This window comes from Bacillus sp. Bwzl_19 (assembly GCF_054900515.1).
Genome location: NZ_CM142729.1, coordinates 2,942,553 through 2,958,555 on the forward strand (window position 1 = coordinate 2,942,553; position 16,003 = coordinate 2,958,555).

The following is a 16,003-nucleotide window of genomic DNA, read 5'->3' on the forward strand; positions in this document are numbered from 1 at the left end:
GCAAAAAAACCGATTTCTTTTATGAAATCGGTTTTTTACTGATCTATATGATAGGAACGAATCGGCAGGCGCCACCTGAAAACATAACTGCAGATGCGGCATGCCACAAGCACTAGGAACAGCACATACAAACCTGCGGCATTCCCGGCCCAGCCGAGGCCCACGATTAATCCTCCGAGTGCGGCCCAGACTGCATAAATTTCCGACTTGAGCACAAGGGGCTTCCTGCCCGCGAGCAGATCCCGTATGATGCCGCCCCCGCTTCCGGTCAGCACCGCGGCCGCAACCACTGCACTGAGCGGATGGCCCATTTTTACGGCATACAAAGCGCCTTGGATGGCAAACGCCGAAAGCCCGATGGCATCGGATACGTTTCCCCATTTACTCCAATGTCTTAACAGCAGCTTCGGAAATAAAAAGACAATCGTAACTGATGCGAGAGCGATTTGAAAAAACGCGCCTTGCTCCCACAAGGCGGAGACCGGAACACCGATCAGCAGGTTTCGGATGGCTCCGCCGCCGAACGCTGTTACAATCCCCAAGATATACACGCCTAAAATATCATACTCCTCTTCCATCGCAACAATCGCTCCGCTGACCGCAAACGCAATGATGCCGATTACACTAAGCAGCTCCCAGGCCATTCCATATGCTCCTTTTTATTTGTTAAATTTTCTGACGACCATTAGATTTTATAATCGCTTTCTCTTAAAATCAACCTTATTTTTGAAAGATTCTGATTCCAAAATCGGGACAACTGCATTCATCATATCTGGAGGTGAGAATATTTTCCTATTTTATACTATATTAGGAGGTTTATTGGAAGTTACATTGAATACTTTCTCTTAACAAAAAAGGGGGGTTATAAGATGAAAATCAGTTCACTTGTTTTTCCAGTTTTATTGGCCGCCGGATTAATTCCCGGCCTGCCGTCAGCCGAAAACCATACGCATTCGCACACTCATGCGGAGCCGGCCAAAACGGTGTATACGGACCCGCTTCCGAAAGCCGATCATTTTAAAGATCTGAAAGGCCCGGTTCAGATTGAACAGACGGTTGATACAAAAATTCTGGATGAAAACGGTAAGCAGGTCGGCACGAAACGATTCGATGCCAATGTCAATCAGGATAAAGCCTCAACTAAAGCCAGCACGGGCTCTCAGAAGGTCAGAGTACTGGCGGTGGCGGACGCTGAATACCGCGCCAAATACAGCGACTGGCAAACGCGAATCGTCCAGATCGTGGAGCAGGCTGATGTCGCCTTCAACCGTGATCATAACATTGATTTTGTCGTACAGGCCGTGCAAGCCTGGAATTCCTCCGGCTCAAACAGTTCTCAGATTTTATCGAATCTCCAAAGCAGCTTCAGAAATCAAAATTATCATTTTGTCGTCGGTTTTACCGCAAAATCGAGTTTTGACGCCGGCGGTATCGCGTATGTATATAACGGCAAACCGAGCGGCCCGGCCTTCAGCGTGAACCTAGATCAAGGAACGGCCAACACGGCGAAAGCGGCCCAGCACGAGTTTTCCCATAATTTCGGACTTCAGCATGACGCCCAAGGCAGCGGCATCCGCTGCGTCATGAATTATGATTATGCCTATTCCGTAGATATTTGGGACAGTTCCCATAACAGACAGATTGAGACAAACAAAGCTTGGTACAGATAATAGAAAAAGAGCCGCTCCCATGGAGCAGGCTCTTTATTTTGCCGTGCGTTCCGCTTTGACAAAACACATGCAGACAATAATGAGAATAAATGCCGTCAATGCTAAGAATGGAATGGTAATAAAACCGAACCAGTTAATATATTCAGATGAGCAAGGTACGCCGTAGACGCATGGCTTGATGCCGCTGAAACCGGGCACCTTCTGCTCAAGGTAATGCATGATCGATATAAACGCACCGATGACGGCCATCGGGAGCACATATTTTTTCACGCGCGTGTCACCCTGAAAGGTGGCGATTCCTAAAATCAGGACAAGCGGGTACATGAGAATTCTTTGATACCAGCACAGCTCGCACGGTATGAATTTTCTGATCTCGCTGAAATATAGGCTGCCGAGCATGGCAACAAGAGCTATTACCCAAGAAGCATATAAAAATACGATTCTATTTTTCATTTTTCAGCTCTTTCTTAATCGTTTTTGAAATCTCCTCATAATTAGCGAAGTCTTTAATCACTTTGTCATTTACGTAAATCGTCGGTGTCGCCGTGATATTTAATTTATCATTCAGGTCAGTGTCAGCTTTCAGCTCTGTTGCGAAGGTTTCTTTATCAAGGTTTTCCTTCAGCTTGTCAGGATCAACCTTTTTCGCGGTGCTTTTGACCGTCTTTTCAAGCAATGCAGGCGTGACCCATTCCTGTTCGCTTGACGGCTGCTCTTCAAACAGCTTTTCATGGAAAGCCCAGAATGATGCCGGGTCTTCCTTCCACACCTCTTCTGAAGCAAGTGCCGCCAGACGCGAGCCGGTTCCGTGGAACATGACGTTCACAAATGAAAATTTCACGTCGCCTTTATCGATAAAATCTTTTTTGATTTTCGGAAAGATATCGCTGTTAAATACTTTGCATGACGGACATTTGTAATCTCCGAATTCAACTACCGTCACAGGCGCGCTGTCTTTGCCAAGCACGGGCTGTCCTTTAATGGAAGGCTGTTCGGCGACTGTTTCGCCCGCTTTTTCCGTTTGGTTGTTAATAATTACGATGGCCGCAAATAAAACGACAACGATTAACGTCAGAATCACCGCAAATTTCGCAGACGATTGTTTCTTTTTCACTCAGACACCTCATTGTTTTTAAAATAAAAAAGAAGCGGATGCCGGATGGCCCGCTTCTCTATTTTACCAAGACAACCTTGTTTAAGAAAACCCTGAAAAACGAATTATCTTTGACAATTATTCCGCTTTCACTCTCATGACGCGCATCGCGTTGGCAACGGCGATCAGCGTGACGCCTACATCTGAAAAGACCGCTTCCCACATGGTGGCGAATCCGAATGCGCCAAGCAGGAGAAAAATGATTTTTACGCCTAAAGCAAATCCAATATTCTGCCAGACGATCCGGCGTGTGCGGCGTGCAATCCGGATGGCTTCGGCTGCTTTTGACGGCTGGTCTGTCATCAGGACGACATCGGCCGCTTCGACGGCGGCATCAGAACCGAGAGCCCCCATGGCAGCTCCGATGTCAGCTCTGGCAAGCACAGGCGTATCGTTAATCCCATCACCGACAAACATCAGTTTTTCATTCGGTGCAAGCGCCGCTTCGAGTTCTTCGACTCGGTCTACTTTGTCTCCCGGCAGCAGTTCTGTATACACGTCATCAATACCGAGCTCGCGGCCGACCGCTTCACCGGTCTGCTTTGAATCACCCGTCAGCATCACTGTCCGTTTGACGCCGAGCGCTTTTAAACGGGCAATGGCCTGTTTGGCGTCCTCTTTGATTTCATCGGCGATCACGATCGCCCCCGCATATTGCTGATCAACGGCAACGTAAACGACGGTTCCGTTGTTTTCAGCTGTGCCGAAAGCGATTTGTTCTTTTGCCATCAGTTTTTGATTTCCGGCCAAAATCGTTGATCCGCCGGTTTTCACCCGAATGCCGTGTCCGGGTATTTCTTCATATTCTTCAATCTCCTCAGCCGCGAGCGGTTGATTGTAAGCCTCACGGATGGATGAAGCAATCGGATGATTGGAATGGACTTCGGCAAGCGCAGCCGCATGAAGCAGGCTGTCTTGCGTAAATCCTGCCGCCGGTTTGATATCAGTAACGGCGAAATTGCCTTTCGTTAAGGTTCCCGTTTTATCAAACACGGCGTATGCCACCTGATTGAGCGCTTCTAAATAGTTGCTGCCTTTCACGAGCACCCCTGCTTTAGACGCGGCTCCAATACCGCCGAAAAACCCGAGCGGAATGGAGACGACGAGTGCGCACGGACAAGAAATCACAAGGAAAATCAGCGCCCGGTACACCCAGTCGGACAGCGCGGCTGACGGCACGAAAAGCGGCGGTAAAAAGGCGAGAAGCACCGCGACAATGACAACGGCCGGTGTATAGTACTTGGCAAACTTCGTAATAAAGTTTTCCGTTTTCGCTTTGCGTCCGGCCGCATTTTCGACCAGATCCAATATTTTTGATACGGCGGAGTCTTCATATCCTTTAGAGGTTTCAATATGAAGCACGCCGTTCTGGTTCATAAATCCGGCCATCACATCTTGGCCCGGCTCCGCTTTTCTCGGCACGGATTCGCCCGTTAAAGCGGATGTATCAACCATCGATGAGCCGCTCAGCACCTTTCCGTCCAGCGGAATCCGTTCTCCGGGATTCACGACGATGACCTGTCCGACTTTGACCTCCTGCGGCGGAACGGCAGTCATGCCGTTTTCCGTTTTCACATTGGCGTACTCAGGACGGATGTCCAATAACGCGCTGATCGATTTTCTGGATCGGCTGACGGCCGCCCCCTGAAACAATTCACCGATTTGGTAGAACAGCATGACCGCGACGCCTTCCGGATACTGATGAATGATAAATGCGCCGATTGTCGCAAGCGCCATCAGAAAATGCTCATCAAATACCTGGCCGCGGACAATATTTTTCCCCGCTCTGGCTACGATATCGCCGCCGATGATCAAATATGAAGCAAAAAAGAGCAGAAACTCAAGGACGGCGCCTGTGTGCGCGAAGTAAGCGATGACGGCCAAAACGGCGCCCGCCGCCAATCTCACTAGCATCAGCTGCAGCTTTTTGCGGTATTCATCCTCGCCAGGTTTGTCTTCATGCTTCGAACGGACGGTCACATGAGGATCAATGGACTTTACTTTTTTTGCAACTTCATCTTTCATCCATTGCTCATCTTTGCCCCCGGCCGAAACTGTAATGGTGCTTGCCGCAAAATTGACAGCACAGCCGTCGATGCCGTCAATGGCTTTTACGCCGTTTTCTATTTTTTTTGCACAGTTGCTGCAATCAAGTCCGTCTAACACAAATTCACCTTTTGCCGCTTTCATTTTCGACTCACCCTACTTTCCGTAATAGGATTCCCATAATATCAATGCAGCTAAACGAAATTATATATATGAGCATATGTTCATATAGTTGTTTTCTATATTATATGCAAGTTTTGAATAAAGTGTCAATAAAAAAGACAAAACCGGCATCAGCCGATTTTGTCTTTTTTCACCTTCTGTAAACGCAAAGCATTAAGGACGACCGATACCGAGCTGAACGCCATGGCGGCGCCTGCCACCCACGGAGCCAGAAAGCCGGCTGCCGCAATCGGAATGCCTATGGTGTTGTAGCCCAATGCCCATCCTAAATTCTGCTTGATGTTTCTCATAGTCAGCCTGCTCATGCCGATGGCGTCGGCAATGCCGTTCAGGTCTCCGCGAATCAGCGTAATGTCCGCTGCTTCCATTGCGATATCGGTGCCGGTGCCGATGGCCATCCCGATATCGGCCACAGCCAGCGCCGGAGCATCATTGATGCCGTCGCCGACCATTGCCACGCGCCGGCCTTCTTTTTGCAGCCGGGAAATCTCCGCTGCCTTTTGTTCGGGAAGCACTTCGGCAATCACGCTGCCGATGCCTGCGGCTTTAGCAATGGCTTCCGCCGTCTTTTGGTTGTCACCGGTCATCATGATGACGTCAAGGCCCATATCCTTCAGGCGTTTCACCGCAGCCTGAGATGTTTCTTTGATCGTATCGGCGACTGCGATAAGCCCCGCCGCTTTGCCGTCTGCCTTAATGAGCATCACCGTTTTTCCTTCCGCCTCCAAGCGGGTCATGTGCGGAAGCAATGCTTCATGTTCAATGTGTTCCGATTCCATCAGCCGTCTTGATCCGGCAAGAATCGTTTTCCCGTCAGCCTCTGCATAGATTCCGGAACCGATCCGGGCTTGGAAACGGGTTAGTTTCGGAATGGAAATCCCGCGTTTTTCGGCTCCTGAAACGATGGCTTCTCCAAGCGGGTGCTCCGATCCCGCTTCAGCGGCGGCCGCAAGCCGCAGGAGCTCCTCTTCGTTCATTCCCGCTGCCGGTACGGCGTCTGTCAGCACCGGTCTGCCGTTTGTCACCGTTCCGGTTTTATCCAGTACGATTGTCGTCAGACGCTGGGTCTTTTCTAAGTGCTCTCCGCCTTTAAAGAGAATGCCGAATTCAGCTGCGCGGCCGGAGCCCGCCATAATGCTCGTCGGAGTGGCGAGCCCGAGTGCGCACGGACAGGCAATGACAAGCACGGCGATGAATTTGCCGATCGCTTCAGAAAACTGTCCCGGAGACGCCCATACATACCAAATGAGAAAAGTCATCACGGCCAATCCCAGCACAATCGGGACGAAAATGCCTGAAATGTGATCCGCGAGCCGCTGAATGGGCGCTTTTGATCCTTGGGCTTCTTCCACGATTTTAATAATGTGTGCAAGCGCGGTATCTTTCCCGACATTCACCGCTCTGATTTTGAGAAAGCCATTTGCATTGATCGTCGCCCCAGTGACGGTGCTCCCCGGAGACTTATCTGCAGGCATGCTTTCTCCCGTAATCATCGATTCATCAATCGCGGAATGGCCTTCAATCACTTCGCCATCGACAGGAACGCGTTCTCCCGGTTTCACGTATACGATGTCCCCCGTCCGGACCTCGTCAATCGGAATCACCTGTACCTTCCCTTCCCGCTCGACCGCCGCCATCCTCGCCTGAAGCTTCATTAACTTTTTAATCGCTTCTGATGAGCGGCCTTTTGCTTTCATCTCTAAAAGCTTTCCAAGCAAAATCAAAGTCAGCAAAATGGCGCTCGTTTCATAATAAAGCCCCTCGGCATGGCCGTTTCGCCCGAGAGACGCAATCGTCATGTACAGGCTGTACGCGTAAGCGGCCGTCGTTCCGAGGGCAACGAGAACATCCATATTGGCGCTTTTATTTCTAAGCGCCTTGTACGCTCCCGTATAAAAAGGCCAGCCGATGACGAGCTGCACCGGGGTGGCAAGCGCGAATTGCAGCCACGGATTCATCAGGATATCCGGCATCCAGATAAAAGAAGTAAAAGAAAAATGGCTGACCATCGACCATAGAAGCGGAAAGGAGAGAACGGCAGAAAATATCAGCCTGATCAGCTGTTTACGCTGTTCTTTTTCCTTTTGAGATAATCCGCCGTCTTGGCCGTCCGCTTCCTTATCTTCTAATCGATAGCCGAGTTTTGCCACGGTCTCTTTCAGTTCTTTCGGTGTCACTTCTTTAGGGTTGTATTCAACGGAGACCGTTTCAAGGGCGAAATTCACCGGCGCGCCCACAACGCCCTCTATTTTGTTCAGGCGCTTTTCAATCCGATTGGCGCAGGCGGCGCACGTCATGCCTTCAATCTGAAAATCGGCTTTTTCCGTCACGACGTGATAGCCGAGTTTTTCAATTTTATCCTTTATGGCGCCAGCTTCGATTTTGTCAGGCTGATAGGAAATATTTGAGGTCTCAAGCGCAAGATTGACGGAAGCGTCATTGACGCCGTCCATCCGTTTCAGTCCTTTTTCAATTCTTGAAGCGCAGGCGGCGCATGTCATGCCTCCCACTTGAATAGTCATTTCTTTTGGTTCACTCAATGCCCTCACCTCTTCTCACAAACCCCCAGGGGGTATCATTTTCATAAAAGAAAACCGCGCCCGTTCCCGAAGCGCGATAAACCTTATACGACGTCATAACCTTGATCTTCAATCGCGTCTTTTATATCTGATACGGAGACTTTGTTCTCATCAAACGTCACATCCACCTGTCCGGCTTCCAATTTCACCTGAACCTCCGTCACTCCGTTCAGTTCTCCTACTCCGGTCTCTACTGCTTTGACGCAGTGCTGACAGGACATGCCTTCGACTTGCAGTGTTTTTTGTTCCATGATGATTCCCTCCACGTCTTGTTTTTTCTTCTTCATGTTACCATACCCCTGTAGGGTATTTCAAAACATTTTATTTCATGATTTCGCGATTTTTTTCACGACATCCAGCAGCTCGGCAATCGCCTGCTCCCCGTTTCCGCTCTCAATGGCGCCGGCTACGCAGTGATGGGCGTGATCTTCCAGCAGATGAAACGCGACTTTTTGCATGGCCGCCTGAACGGCTGAAATCTGCACGAGAATATCCACGCAATATCGTTCGTTTTCCACCATGTTCTGAATGCCCCTGACTTGGCCTTCAATCCGTTTCAGCCGGTTCAGAATCTGGTCTTTTTCCTTGGCGCTTTTATGATTTAACGATTGATGTTCGGTATGTTTGTCCATTTTCCACCTCGTTTTTTTCTTCGTTATCTTTATTATACAGACTTGAAAAACCGGTGTAAAAAATTTTCAACACACAAGTTTTACCAGTACACCCGCGGGGTATATATTGTTATCACATATCAAGAGGGGGAAGTTCATTGAAAACGATACAGGTTGGCATATTGGGATATGGTCTGTCGGGGAAAGTCTTTCATGCGCCGCTTTTGGACGTCCTTGATGATTATCAGATCAAAAAAGTCATGACCTCCAGAACGGATGAGGTCAAACGTGATCTGCCGGGGGCTGAAGCCGTGCGCAAGATTGAAGACATCACCGGTGACCCTGATATTGATCTCGTCATCGTTACGACACCGAGCGGAATGCATTATGAATCAGCGATGAAATGTCTCCTTGCGGGGAAACACACCGTCGTGGAAAAGCCGATGACGGCGACTTCAGCAGAAGCGGAGGAGCTGAGAAGAACGGCTGAAAATAAAGGCGTCTTGCTTAGCGTGTATCACAACCGGCGCTGGGACAATGACTTTTTAACGATTCAAAAGCTGATTCGGGACGGGGCGCTTCAAGACATTCATACATATCAAGTCAACTACGATCTATACAACCCGGTTGTACAAGAAAGATGGCGCGAAAAAAGCGGACCCGCCACGGGAACACTGTATGATCTCGGTTCACATATTATTGACCAGACACTCCTGCTTTTCGGAATGCCGGAATCCGTCACCGCACATGTGATGAAACAGCGGGACAACAGTGAAACGGCCGATTGGTTTCTGGCCGCCCTCCATTACGGCAAGCTTCAGGTTATTCTTCAATCCGGCTCCATGAATGCGGCAAGCGGCCCGCGCTATCAGATTCACGGACGGAATGCAAGCTTTATCAAATACGGAAAGGACGGACAGGAAGCTGCGCTTTCAGCCGGCCAAAAGCCGATTGACGAGAACTGGGGCGCCGATGACCCTGACAGCTTCGGTGAGCTGACAACCGCAGCGGATGAAAAAAGACATACAGAAACAATCCCCTCTGAGAACGGATCTTACCTTACGTACTACAAACGGCTGGCAGACAGCATCTTAAACGGAAAACCGCTTCCTGTTACGGCGGAAGAAGGCATCGATGTCATCCGTGTCATTGAAGCGGTGATGAAAAGCAGCGAACAAAAACGGACGATTGCCCTTTAATATAAAAAACCCCCCAGCCGTATCAGCTGGGAGGTTTTTTTAGATTAGAATGATTTTCCGGCTTCTTTCGCGCGGGCAATCGCATCTTCTTTAATTTGCTGTGCTTTATTCGGTTCAGCATTATGGCCTTCAACGATTAAACCGTCAAAAGAAGGAACGCCGAAGAAGTTCATCATGATGCCGATGTAACGGTGGCCCATTTCCATGTCAGCCGCCGGGCCTTCAGAGTAATAGCCTCCGCGCGCCTGAATGTGGAGCGCTTTTTTGTCTGTCAACAGACCGATCGGGCCTTGTTCTGTATATTTGAATGATTTTCCGGCTACAGCTACAGAATCAAGGTACGCTTTCATAACAGGCGGGAATGAGAAGTTCCAAAGCGGTGTAACGAATACGTATTTGTCAGCAGATGCGAATTGATCGCTCAGCTCGTTCAGACGGCCGACTTTCGCTTTTTCATTTTCAGAAAGCTCTTCAAAACCTGTGCCGGATTGAAGTTTTCCCCAGCCGCTGAATACATCCGCGTCGATATGAGGAATGTTTTCTTTGTAAAGGTCGATATGTACAACCTCATCATTCGGGTTTGATTCTTTATAAGAATCGATAAACGCTTTTCCTGTCGCCATGCTGTAAGATGTCTTTTCATCATGAGGATGAGCAGTGATATAAAGTACTTTTGCCATTGTAAACAGCCCTTTCGTTTTCAGATTACACACATATTTATTATGAAATATGAATGTTTTTTATACTGATCAGTTCTGTAATAATTATAGTTACAAAAAAATCTTTTAGCAACAATAATATCTCGAAATCAGTATATTTTTTTTGAAATGCTTTAATGACGGGGGTTGGAAGCAGCAGAAAAAGCAGAAACATTTAGTTTCTGCTCAAAATCGGATTTGGTTTGCAGACCGGAATATCCAATCCGAGATTCCCCCGCAGTGTATCCGCCGGATAGCTTTTTCGGTACAGCCCCTTTTCCTGAAGGATCGGTATGACATGATCCACAAGGCTTCAAGTGTGCCCGGGATGTCAGATTGAATGATAAAGCCGTCCGCGGCCTCTGCCTGAAACCATGTTTCAATTAACGACGCCACCCCTTCCGGTGTGCCGATAAAGAGGGTTCGCGGAAACGCGGCTTCGCGCGCCACTTGACGCAGCGTAAGATTCCGGGCTTTCGCATCTCTTTTGATGCGGTCTGTCGTGCTTTGAAACGCGTTTTTCCCGATGTCGCCCAAATCAGGGAACGGCTCATCCAGCGGAAAACGGCTCAGATCATAATCGTCAAAAAATCTGGCCACATATTTAACGGCGTTCTCTATCGGAATCAGCTCGGCGAATTCCTGATATTTCGCTTCCGCTTCTTCTTGTGAGCCGGCTATAATCGGACTGATTCCCGGAAAGATCCGCAGTTTGGAAGCGTCCCGGCCGTAATCCGCCGCCCGCTTCTTCACATCATCATAAAAAGCTTTCGTTTCCTCAAGTGAATTGGAGTGCGTAAAGACTGCATCGGCATTCCGCGCGGCAAACGACCGGCCGGTTTCTGAAGACCCCGCTTGGAAAACGACCGGCTCTCCCTGTTTGGACCGGCCGATATTCAGCGGGCCCTCCACTTGAAAATACTCGCCTTTGTGATACAGACGATGCAGTTTGTCAGGATCAAAAAACTGTCCGGTTTCTTTGTTGCGGACGAAGGCATCTTCTTCCCAGGAATTCCACAGACCGCGCACCACGTCCACATGTTCTTGGGCGATGGCGTAACGCCGGCTGTGGTCGGGAAGGCTTTCCTTGCTGTGATTGCGCGCAGCCCCCGCCTGCGGAGAAGTGACGAGATTCCAGCCCGCCCGGCCGCCGCTGATATGGTCAAGAGACATGAGCTGTCTTGCGATGGTGAACGGCTCAGTGAACGATGTGGAAAATGTGCCGATTAAACCAAGATGGGTTGTAGAAGCGGCAAGCGCCGATAAAATGGTGATCGGCTCAAACCGATTTAAGAAATGCGGGATGGACTTTTCAGAAATGAACAAGCCGTCCGCAATAAAAGCAAAGCTGAACAGCCCTCTTTCAGCGGTCTGCGCTTTTTGCCTGTAAAACGCCGCATTCGTGCTTGCTGACGGATCGACGTCGGGATGACGCCACCCGTCCGTTGTACCGCCGACACCGTGAATCATGGCTCCGAATTGAATAAGATCCGTCCGGCTCATTTTCTCTCCCCCTTTTTCCCCTCGTAATCGGCAAGCGCCCGTTCTACGTGTTCAATGCCGACTTGAGTAACGGCCTGATACACCCGCCTGTCACCGCTGCCGATTTCAACGACGGGGACATGGCGGATGCCGTACTTAGTCTGAAGCACGTCACGCAATTCATCCCGCTCCGTCACATCAATTGTTTCGTACGCAATGGCCTTTTCCCGCAAATATCCTTTCACTTCATCGCAATACGCACAGCCCTTTTTGCTCCAAACCACTACATTTGCTTCATGACTCATGTTCATCCCTCCTGTAATTGTGCGGCCGGCTGCACCGCTTCACTTAACAGCCGATAAGACAGCCGTTTTTCTTCAGCATTTTTGATAGGCGACAAAATCACAAAATCGGTAATGCTGTATTGAACCGATAACCGTCTCAGCTCGGAAGCGATCTCTTGTTTTGTCCCGGCAATCACACCCGTCTTTTGTGTGATCAGCTTATATGGCTGCGTAACTTGTTCAAGAAACGCATCCGCTTGTTTTCGGGAAGCGACATTCACCTTTTTGCCGTCTTCGAGAATGATTTTGACCGATTCACGCGATACGACGTGTTTTTCCGCTTCCGCTTTTGTATGCGCGGTAAAGACCATCGGCGCAAGGTGGAATTCCGCTTTTGCCCCTTTCGGCAGATGTTCGTCAAAGGCTTGGCGCGCTTTTTCTAACGCAGCGTCTTCACCGTTTATGAAATAGGCGAAAACGAAGGAAATGCCGAGTTTGGCCGCTGTGATCGCGCTTTCTGTGCTGCCGCCGAGCAAAAAGATGTCAGGCGCATACTCAGTATGCGGAGCCGGCCGCAATGACGCGTAGCGATGCGAGTCCGGAAAATCATTGCGGATGAAATGAGTCAGCTCCTCAAGCTTTTCTTCAAATAAACGGGCGGGCTGAATAAGCTCGCGCTGCAGCGCATCGGTTGACAGCTGAAATCCGCCGGGCGCTTTGCCGACACCGAGCGCTATACGGCCGGGGGCAAGGGCGGACAAAACCCGGAACTGCTCCGCCACTTTATAAGGGCTGTAATGCTGCAGCATCACCCCGCCGGATGCGAGGCGGATTTTTTTCGTACTGGCGGCCAGATACCCCAGGACAATTTCCGGTGCTGATCCCGCTATCTCTTCATTGTTATGATGCTCCGCCGCCCAGAAACGGTCATATCCGTATTGTTCGGCCTCTTGAGCCAATCTCACCGTTTGCCGCAAAGCTTCTTCTGCGGTTTGGTTTTCCGCGGTGACACTTTGGTCTAAAATGCTTAAACGAATCATACGACAGGCTCCTTTATGTGTTCTTTTATGTCATAACCGTAATCAGGAAGAACGCGGCGGAGGAACTTCTTCGTTCTTTCTTTTTTCGTCTTGTAAAAGACCTCTTCAGGCGTTCCTTGTTCCACGATTGCTCCTTCTTCCATAAACACAATTTGGTCGGACACTCTTCTGGCGAATTCCATTTCATGAGTAACAATGATCATGGTGGCGCCGGTCCGCACAATGTTAAGCATCACCTCAAGCACTTCGCCGACAAGCTCCGGATCGAGGGCTGCGGTCGGTTCATCAAACAGCATCACATCAGGATGAATGGCAAGCGCCCTGGCAATTCCGACCCGCTGCTTTTGGCCTCCCGACAGCTGATTCGGATAGGCGTGCAATTTGTCCTGAAGCCCCACCTTGGCCAGTTCACGCTCCGCAATGGCGTACGCATCTGTTTTTTTCATTTTCCTTGCGACCGTCAGGCCTTCCATGACTTTTTGAATTGCCGTTTTATGCGAAAACAAATGATATTGCTGAAAAACCATCGCCGTCTGTTTCCTCAATCTAAGAATGTCTTTTTTGGCCGGCTTTTTGCAGTTAATGACTTCACCATGTACGGAAATGGCGCCCTCATCCGGCCGCTCAAGTAAATTAAGGCAGCGCAGAAACGTTGTTTTCCCCGAGCCGCTCGGACCGATGATGGTCACGACTTCCCCTTTCCGGACACTTAAATTGATCCCTTTTAGCACGTGATGACTGCCAAAGTGTTTCTGAATGTTTCGGATTTCGATCATACTGCGCCTCCTTGATATCTGGCCGCTCTTTTTTCCGCCAAAGTGTTTACGGCCTCGAGAATCAGCGTTAATCCCCAATAGATGACGGCCGCCCCGATAAATGCTTCCAAAAACGCATAGTTATCGGATGCCGCAATCGTCGCCGTTCCTGTAATTTCAGGCACTGCAACGATTGCCGCGATTGAAGTGGTATGCAAAAAACCGATGCCTATGTTGGTGAAATTCGGCAGTGATATCATGAACGCCTGCGGCAGAATCACGCGCCGAATCATCTGGCCCCGTGTCAGGCCGATTGAATAAGCCGCTTCCGCCTGCCCCGTATCGACGGCCATGATCCCTGATCGGAGAATTTCCGTCATATAGGCGCCTGCCGTTAATGACAGTGCCATGATGACAAACACGGCGACCGGAATCTGATTGGCCGACCAGCCGAGATGAAAGGTGCGGCTGAAATGATCGGCAATCAGCGGAACGCCTAAATAAATCAGCATAATATGGAGAATCGCCGGGGTGCTTCGAAAAAAAGACACGTAAAACGCTGAGAAGGCAAGCAGCCATTTGATGCGGAATATACGCACCGTGATATTGCCGAGAGCTATGAAAAATCCGGCAATAATCGGAATGACCGTCATTGCCAGTGTAAGCGGAACGGTTTTCATCATTTGTTTTATCGCAGTGCCGATAAACGGAATGTCCAGCTCCAATGTTCTCCCTCCTTTTCAGCTGTGCGCGCTCATGTCAAAAACCGTCACAAGGCGCGTCTCATCTTTCTTGATTCGTTTTTCACACCATCTGAAGACACATTCAAATAAAAGGGCGGCCGCGTAATACAAAACAGAAAGCGAGATATACACTTCAAGAGAATGATTGCTCGACGTTATCAATGTCTGACCTCTGCCCGACATATCCATCACTCCGATTGAAAAAGCGAGTGACGTATCTTTTAAAAAACCGATCACCATATTCCCGATGTTAGGAAAAGCCTGCACGAGCGCCTGCGGCAGAATGATGCGCCGGAATGTCTGCACCCCGTTCAGCCCGATGCTGAACGCCGCCTCCGCCTGTCCGCGGTCGACACTGTTCACACCTCCCCTGATGATTTCCGCCGCTCTAGCCGCGCTGCTCAGCACGTACGTGGCGATGGCCGCATACAAAGGGTCCATTTTGGAAGTGTCAATTCCGGCGAGCGCCGTGAGCGCCGGAATGCCGTAAAATACAATAAACAACTGCACCATAATGGGCGTTCCTCTGAAAAAAGAGATATACAGCTTCGCGATCTGATTCAGCACGGGAATGCGATAGATGCGGGGCAGGGCCAAAAGCAGCCCCAATAGAAAGCCGAACAGCAAAGACACCGCCAATATATACAGCGTGATGGGCAAATACCCGAGCAATGTCGGCACAAAGGATTCGATCATACTGATATCAAACGCTTTTTCCATTGCCGATCCCTCTCTTTTTCACTTAATATTGCTCCTTTGAATAATCCGCGCCGAGCCACTTTTCACTCAGCTTTTTGAGCGTGCCGTCATCAATGATTTCCTTGAGCGCTTTATCAATGTCATCACTCAGCGTTTGCTCATTTTTGTTAAACATAAAGAACACTTTGGCATTTGACAGCACCCCGCCGACCGTTTTTTCTTTGACCGTGCTCGTTTTGTTTTGGAAATCGACAGCAAACGGCGTGGAAATCGTTGCATCGGCGCGGCCGGATTTCAGCTGGTTGGCCGCATCGTTTGAACCTTGGCCGGCATAGGCGATTTCAAACGGACTGCCGTGTTTTTCATTCCATTTCTTCAGCACAAGCGCGCCGTTTGACGTCGGACTCGTAATGACCCGCTTTCCTTTCAAGTCATCAATGCCGTGAATGTTCCCGTTCTCTTGGAGCACCGTGATTTTTAGCGGGAAGTTGTTATACGCGACTTGATTGAACAGAAACTTTTTCTCCCGTTCGGCGCTTTTCTCCATTTGATGAGCCACGATATCGACTTTATGCTGGCCGAGGCTGACAAGCAAATTGGAGAAATCCATCGTTTTAAAAGTGAAACGATAGTCCGGCAGGCGCCTGTCAAGCTCTTTCACCAGCTCAACATCATAGCCCGTCAATTTTCCTTTATCATCAATAAAGCAAATATTCGGAAATTGAGTTCCAGTGCCGACCGTGATGTTCTTCACGTTTTTCTGATTGCCTGATGCCGCCTCTCCGCCCGCGCCGCAGGCTGATAACGCCGCCATTGCGGCAATTGTTAATGACATGACCGCCAGTTTTATTTTCATGTGAT

16 protein-coding genes and 1 pseudogene are annotated in these 16,003 nt (G+C 49.5%); 2 read left to right on the plus strand and 15 right to left on the minus strand.

The features are described 5' to 3' along the window. Positions 1-35: 35 nt before the first annotated feature. A complete protein-coding gene (locus ACW5MY_RS15635; RefSeq protein ID WP_013353603.1) occupies positions 36-644 on the minus strand; it encodes a trimeric intracellular cation channel family protein in 609 nt (202 codons plus the stop codon). Positions 645-869: 225 nt separating this feature from the next. On the opposite strand from ACW5MY_RS15635, the gene ACW5MY_RS15640 reads away from it, so the two are divergent. Beyond that, entirely contained in the window at positions 870-1,670 is an 801-nt protein-coding gene (locus ACW5MY_RS15640) for a zinc-dependent metalloprotease (protein WP_013353604.1), read from the plus strand. 33 nt (positions 1,671-1,703) lie between these two features. On the opposite strand, the gene ACW5MY_RS15645 is transcribed toward ACW5MY_RS15640, so the two are convergent. The 6 genes from ACW5MY_RS15645 to csoR all read right to left on the minus strand — a co-directional run bounded on the left by ACW5MY_RS15645 (position 1,704) and on the right by csoR (position 8,263). After that, entirely contained in the window at positions 1,704-2,123 is a 420-nt protein-coding gene (locus tag ACW5MY_RS15645) for a disulfide oxidoreductase (protein ID WP_013353605.1), read from the minus strand. Beyond that, positions 2,113-2,784, minus strand: coding sequence for a DsbA family protein (locus tag ACW5MY_RS15650; protein ID WP_013353606.1), 672 nt, complete (start codon positions 2,782-2,784; stop codon positions 2,113-2,115). Before ACW5MY_RS15650 ends, ACW5MY_RS15645 begins: the two co-directional genes overlap by 11 nt. A 117-nt stretch (positions 2,785-2,901) precedes the next feature. Then, positions 2,902-5,013 carry a heavy metal translocating P-type ATPase gene (locus tag ACW5MY_RS15655; protein ID WP_013353607.1) on the minus strand — a complete coding sequence of 704 codons (2,112 nt, stop codon included), beginning with the start codon at positions 5,011-5,013 and terminating at the stop codon, positions 2,902-2,904. A gap of 149 nt (positions 5,014-5,162) precedes the next feature. Then, positions 5,163-7,592 carry a heavy metal translocating P-type ATPase gene (locus ACW5MY_RS15660; RefSeq protein WP_289393905.1) on the minus strand — a complete coding sequence of 810 codons (2,430 nt, stop codon included), beginning with the start codon at positions 7,590-7,592 and terminating at the stop codon, positions 5,163-5,165. An 83-nt stretch (positions 7,593-7,675) separates the two neighbouring features. Then, a complete protein-coding gene (copZ, locus tag ACW5MY_RS15665; protein WP_041481741.1) occupies positions 7,676-7,882 on the minus strand; it encodes a copper chaperone CopZ in 207 nt (68 codons plus the stop codon). 75 nt (positions 7,883-7,957) lie between these two features. After that, entirely contained in the window at positions 7,958-8,263 is a 306-nt protein-coding gene (csoR, locus tag ACW5MY_RS15670; RefSeq protein WP_013353610.1) for a copper-sensing transcriptional repressor CsoR, read from the minus strand. Between the two features lie 137 nt (positions 8,264-8,400). Here csoR and ACW5MY_RS15675 point away from each other — a divergent pair, with 137 nt between their 5' ends. After that, positions 8,401-9,441 carry an oxidoreductase gene (locus tag ACW5MY_RS15675; RefSeq protein ID WP_013353611.1) on the plus strand — a complete coding sequence of 347 codons (1,041 nt, stop codon included), beginning with the start codon at positions 8,401-8,403 and terminating at the stop codon, positions 9,439-9,441. 44 nt (positions 9,442-9,485) lie between these two features. On the opposite strand, the gene azoRB is transcribed toward ACW5MY_RS15675, so the two are convergent. The 8 genes and pseudogenes from azoRB to ACW5MY_RS15715 form a co-directional block, all read right to left on the minus strand. Continuing rightward, on the minus strand, positions 9,486-10,121 hold the full coding sequence (azoRB, locus tag ACW5MY_RS15680) for an FMN-dependent NADH-azoreductase AzoRB (RefSeq protein WP_003151719.1): 636 nt from the start codon (positions 10,119-10,121) through the stop codon (positions 9,486-9,488). Between the two features lie 193 nt (positions 10,122-10,314). After that, a pseudogene (locus ACW5MY_RS15685) lies at positions 10,315-11,642 on the minus strand (LLM class flavin-dependent oxidoreductase). Further along, the gene (locus ACW5MY_RS15690) at positions 11,639-11,926 is read right to left on the minus strand and encodes a glutaredoxin family protein (protein ID WP_013353614.1); all 288 of its coding nucleotides are present in this window, start codon (positions 11,924-11,926) and stop codon (positions 11,639-11,641) included. Before ACW5MY_RS15690 ends, ACW5MY_RS15685 begins: the two are co-directional and overlap by 4 nt. Positions 11,927-11,928: 2 nt before the next feature. Next, positions 11,929-12,945 carry an LLM class flavin-dependent oxidoreductase gene (locus tag ACW5MY_RS15695; protein WP_061573645.1) on the minus strand — a complete coding sequence of 339 codons (1,017 nt, stop codon included), beginning with the start codon at positions 12,943-12,945 and terminating at the stop codon, positions 11,929-11,931. Continuing rightward, positions 12,942-13,721, minus strand: a complete 780-nt coding sequence (locus tag ACW5MY_RS15700; RefSeq protein ID WP_061573644.1) for an amino acid ABC transporter ATP-binding protein — start codon at positions 13,719-13,721, stop codon at positions 12,942-12,944. Before ACW5MY_RS15700 ends, ACW5MY_RS15695 begins: the two co-directional genes overlap by 4 nt. Further along, the gene (locus ACW5MY_RS15705; RefSeq protein WP_013353617.1) at positions 13,718-14,425 is read right to left on the minus strand and encodes an amino acid ABC transporter permease; all 708 of its coding nucleotides are present in this window, start codon (positions 14,423-14,425) and stop codon (positions 13,718-13,720) included. Before ACW5MY_RS15705 ends, ACW5MY_RS15700 begins: the two co-directional genes overlap by 4 nt. Before the next feature lie 15 nt (positions 14,426-14,440). Beyond that, a complete protein-coding gene (locus ACW5MY_RS15710; protein WP_013353618.1) occupies positions 14,441-15,163 on the minus strand; it encodes an amino acid ABC transporter permease in 723 nt (240 codons plus the stop codon). A 22-nt stretch (positions 15,164-15,185) separates the two neighbouring features. After that, positions 15,186-15,998 (minus strand): amino acid ABC transporter substrate-binding protein, encoded by an 813-nt coding sequence (locus ACW5MY_RS15715; protein WP_013353619.1) that lies wholly within the window; start codon positions 15,996-15,998, stop codon positions 15,186-15,188. Between the last annotated feature and the right edge of the window lie 5 nt (positions 15,999-16,003).

Coding starts and splice junctions, on each gene's coding strand:
- ACW5MY_RS15635 (WP_013353603.1), bottom strand. CDS start 644: ATGGCCTGGGAGCTGCTTAGTGTAATCGGCATCATTGCGTTTGCGGTC.
- ACW5MY_RS15640 (WP_013353604.1), top strand. CDS start 870: ATGAAAATCAGTTCACTTGTTTTTCCAGTTTTATTGGCCGCCGGATTA.
- ACW5MY_RS15645 (WP_013353605.1), bottom strand. CDS start 2,123: ATGAAAAATAGAATCGTATTTTTATATGCTTCTTGGGTAATAGCTCTT.
- ACW5MY_RS15655 (WP_013353607.1), bottom strand. CDS start 5,013: ATGAAAGCGGCAAAAGGTGAATTTGTGTTAGACGGACTTGATTGCAGC.
- copZ (WP_041481741.1), bottom strand. CDS start 7,882: ATGGAACAAAAAACACTGCAAGTCGAAGGCATGTCCTGTCAGCACTGC.
- csoR (WP_013353610.1), bottom strand. CDS start 8,263: ATGGACAAACATACCGAACATCAATCGTTAAATCATAAAAGCGCCAAG.
- azoRB (WP_003151719.1), bottom strand. CDS start 10,121: ATGGCAAAAGTACTTTATATCACTGCTCATCCTCATGATGAAAAGACA.
- ACW5MY_RS15690 (WP_013353614.1), bottom strand. CDS start 11,926: ATGAGTCATGAAGCAAATGTAGTGGTTTGGAGCAAAAAGGGCTGTGCG.
- ACW5MY_RS15695 (WP_061573645.1), bottom strand. CDS start 12,945: ATGATTCGTTTAAGCATTTTAGACCAAAGTGTCACCGCGGAAAACCAA.
- ACW5MY_RS15700 (WP_061573644.1), bottom strand. CDS start 13,721: ATGATCGAAATCCGAAACATTCAGAAACACTTTGGCAGTCATCACGTG.
- ACW5MY_RS15710 (WP_013353618.1), bottom strand. CDS start 15,163: ATGGAAAAAGCGTTTGATATCAGTATGATCGAATCCTTTGTGCCGACA.
- ACW5MY_RS15715 (WP_013353619.1), bottom strand. CDS start 15,998: ATGAAAATAAAACTGGCGGTCATGTCATTAACAATTGCCGCAATGGCG.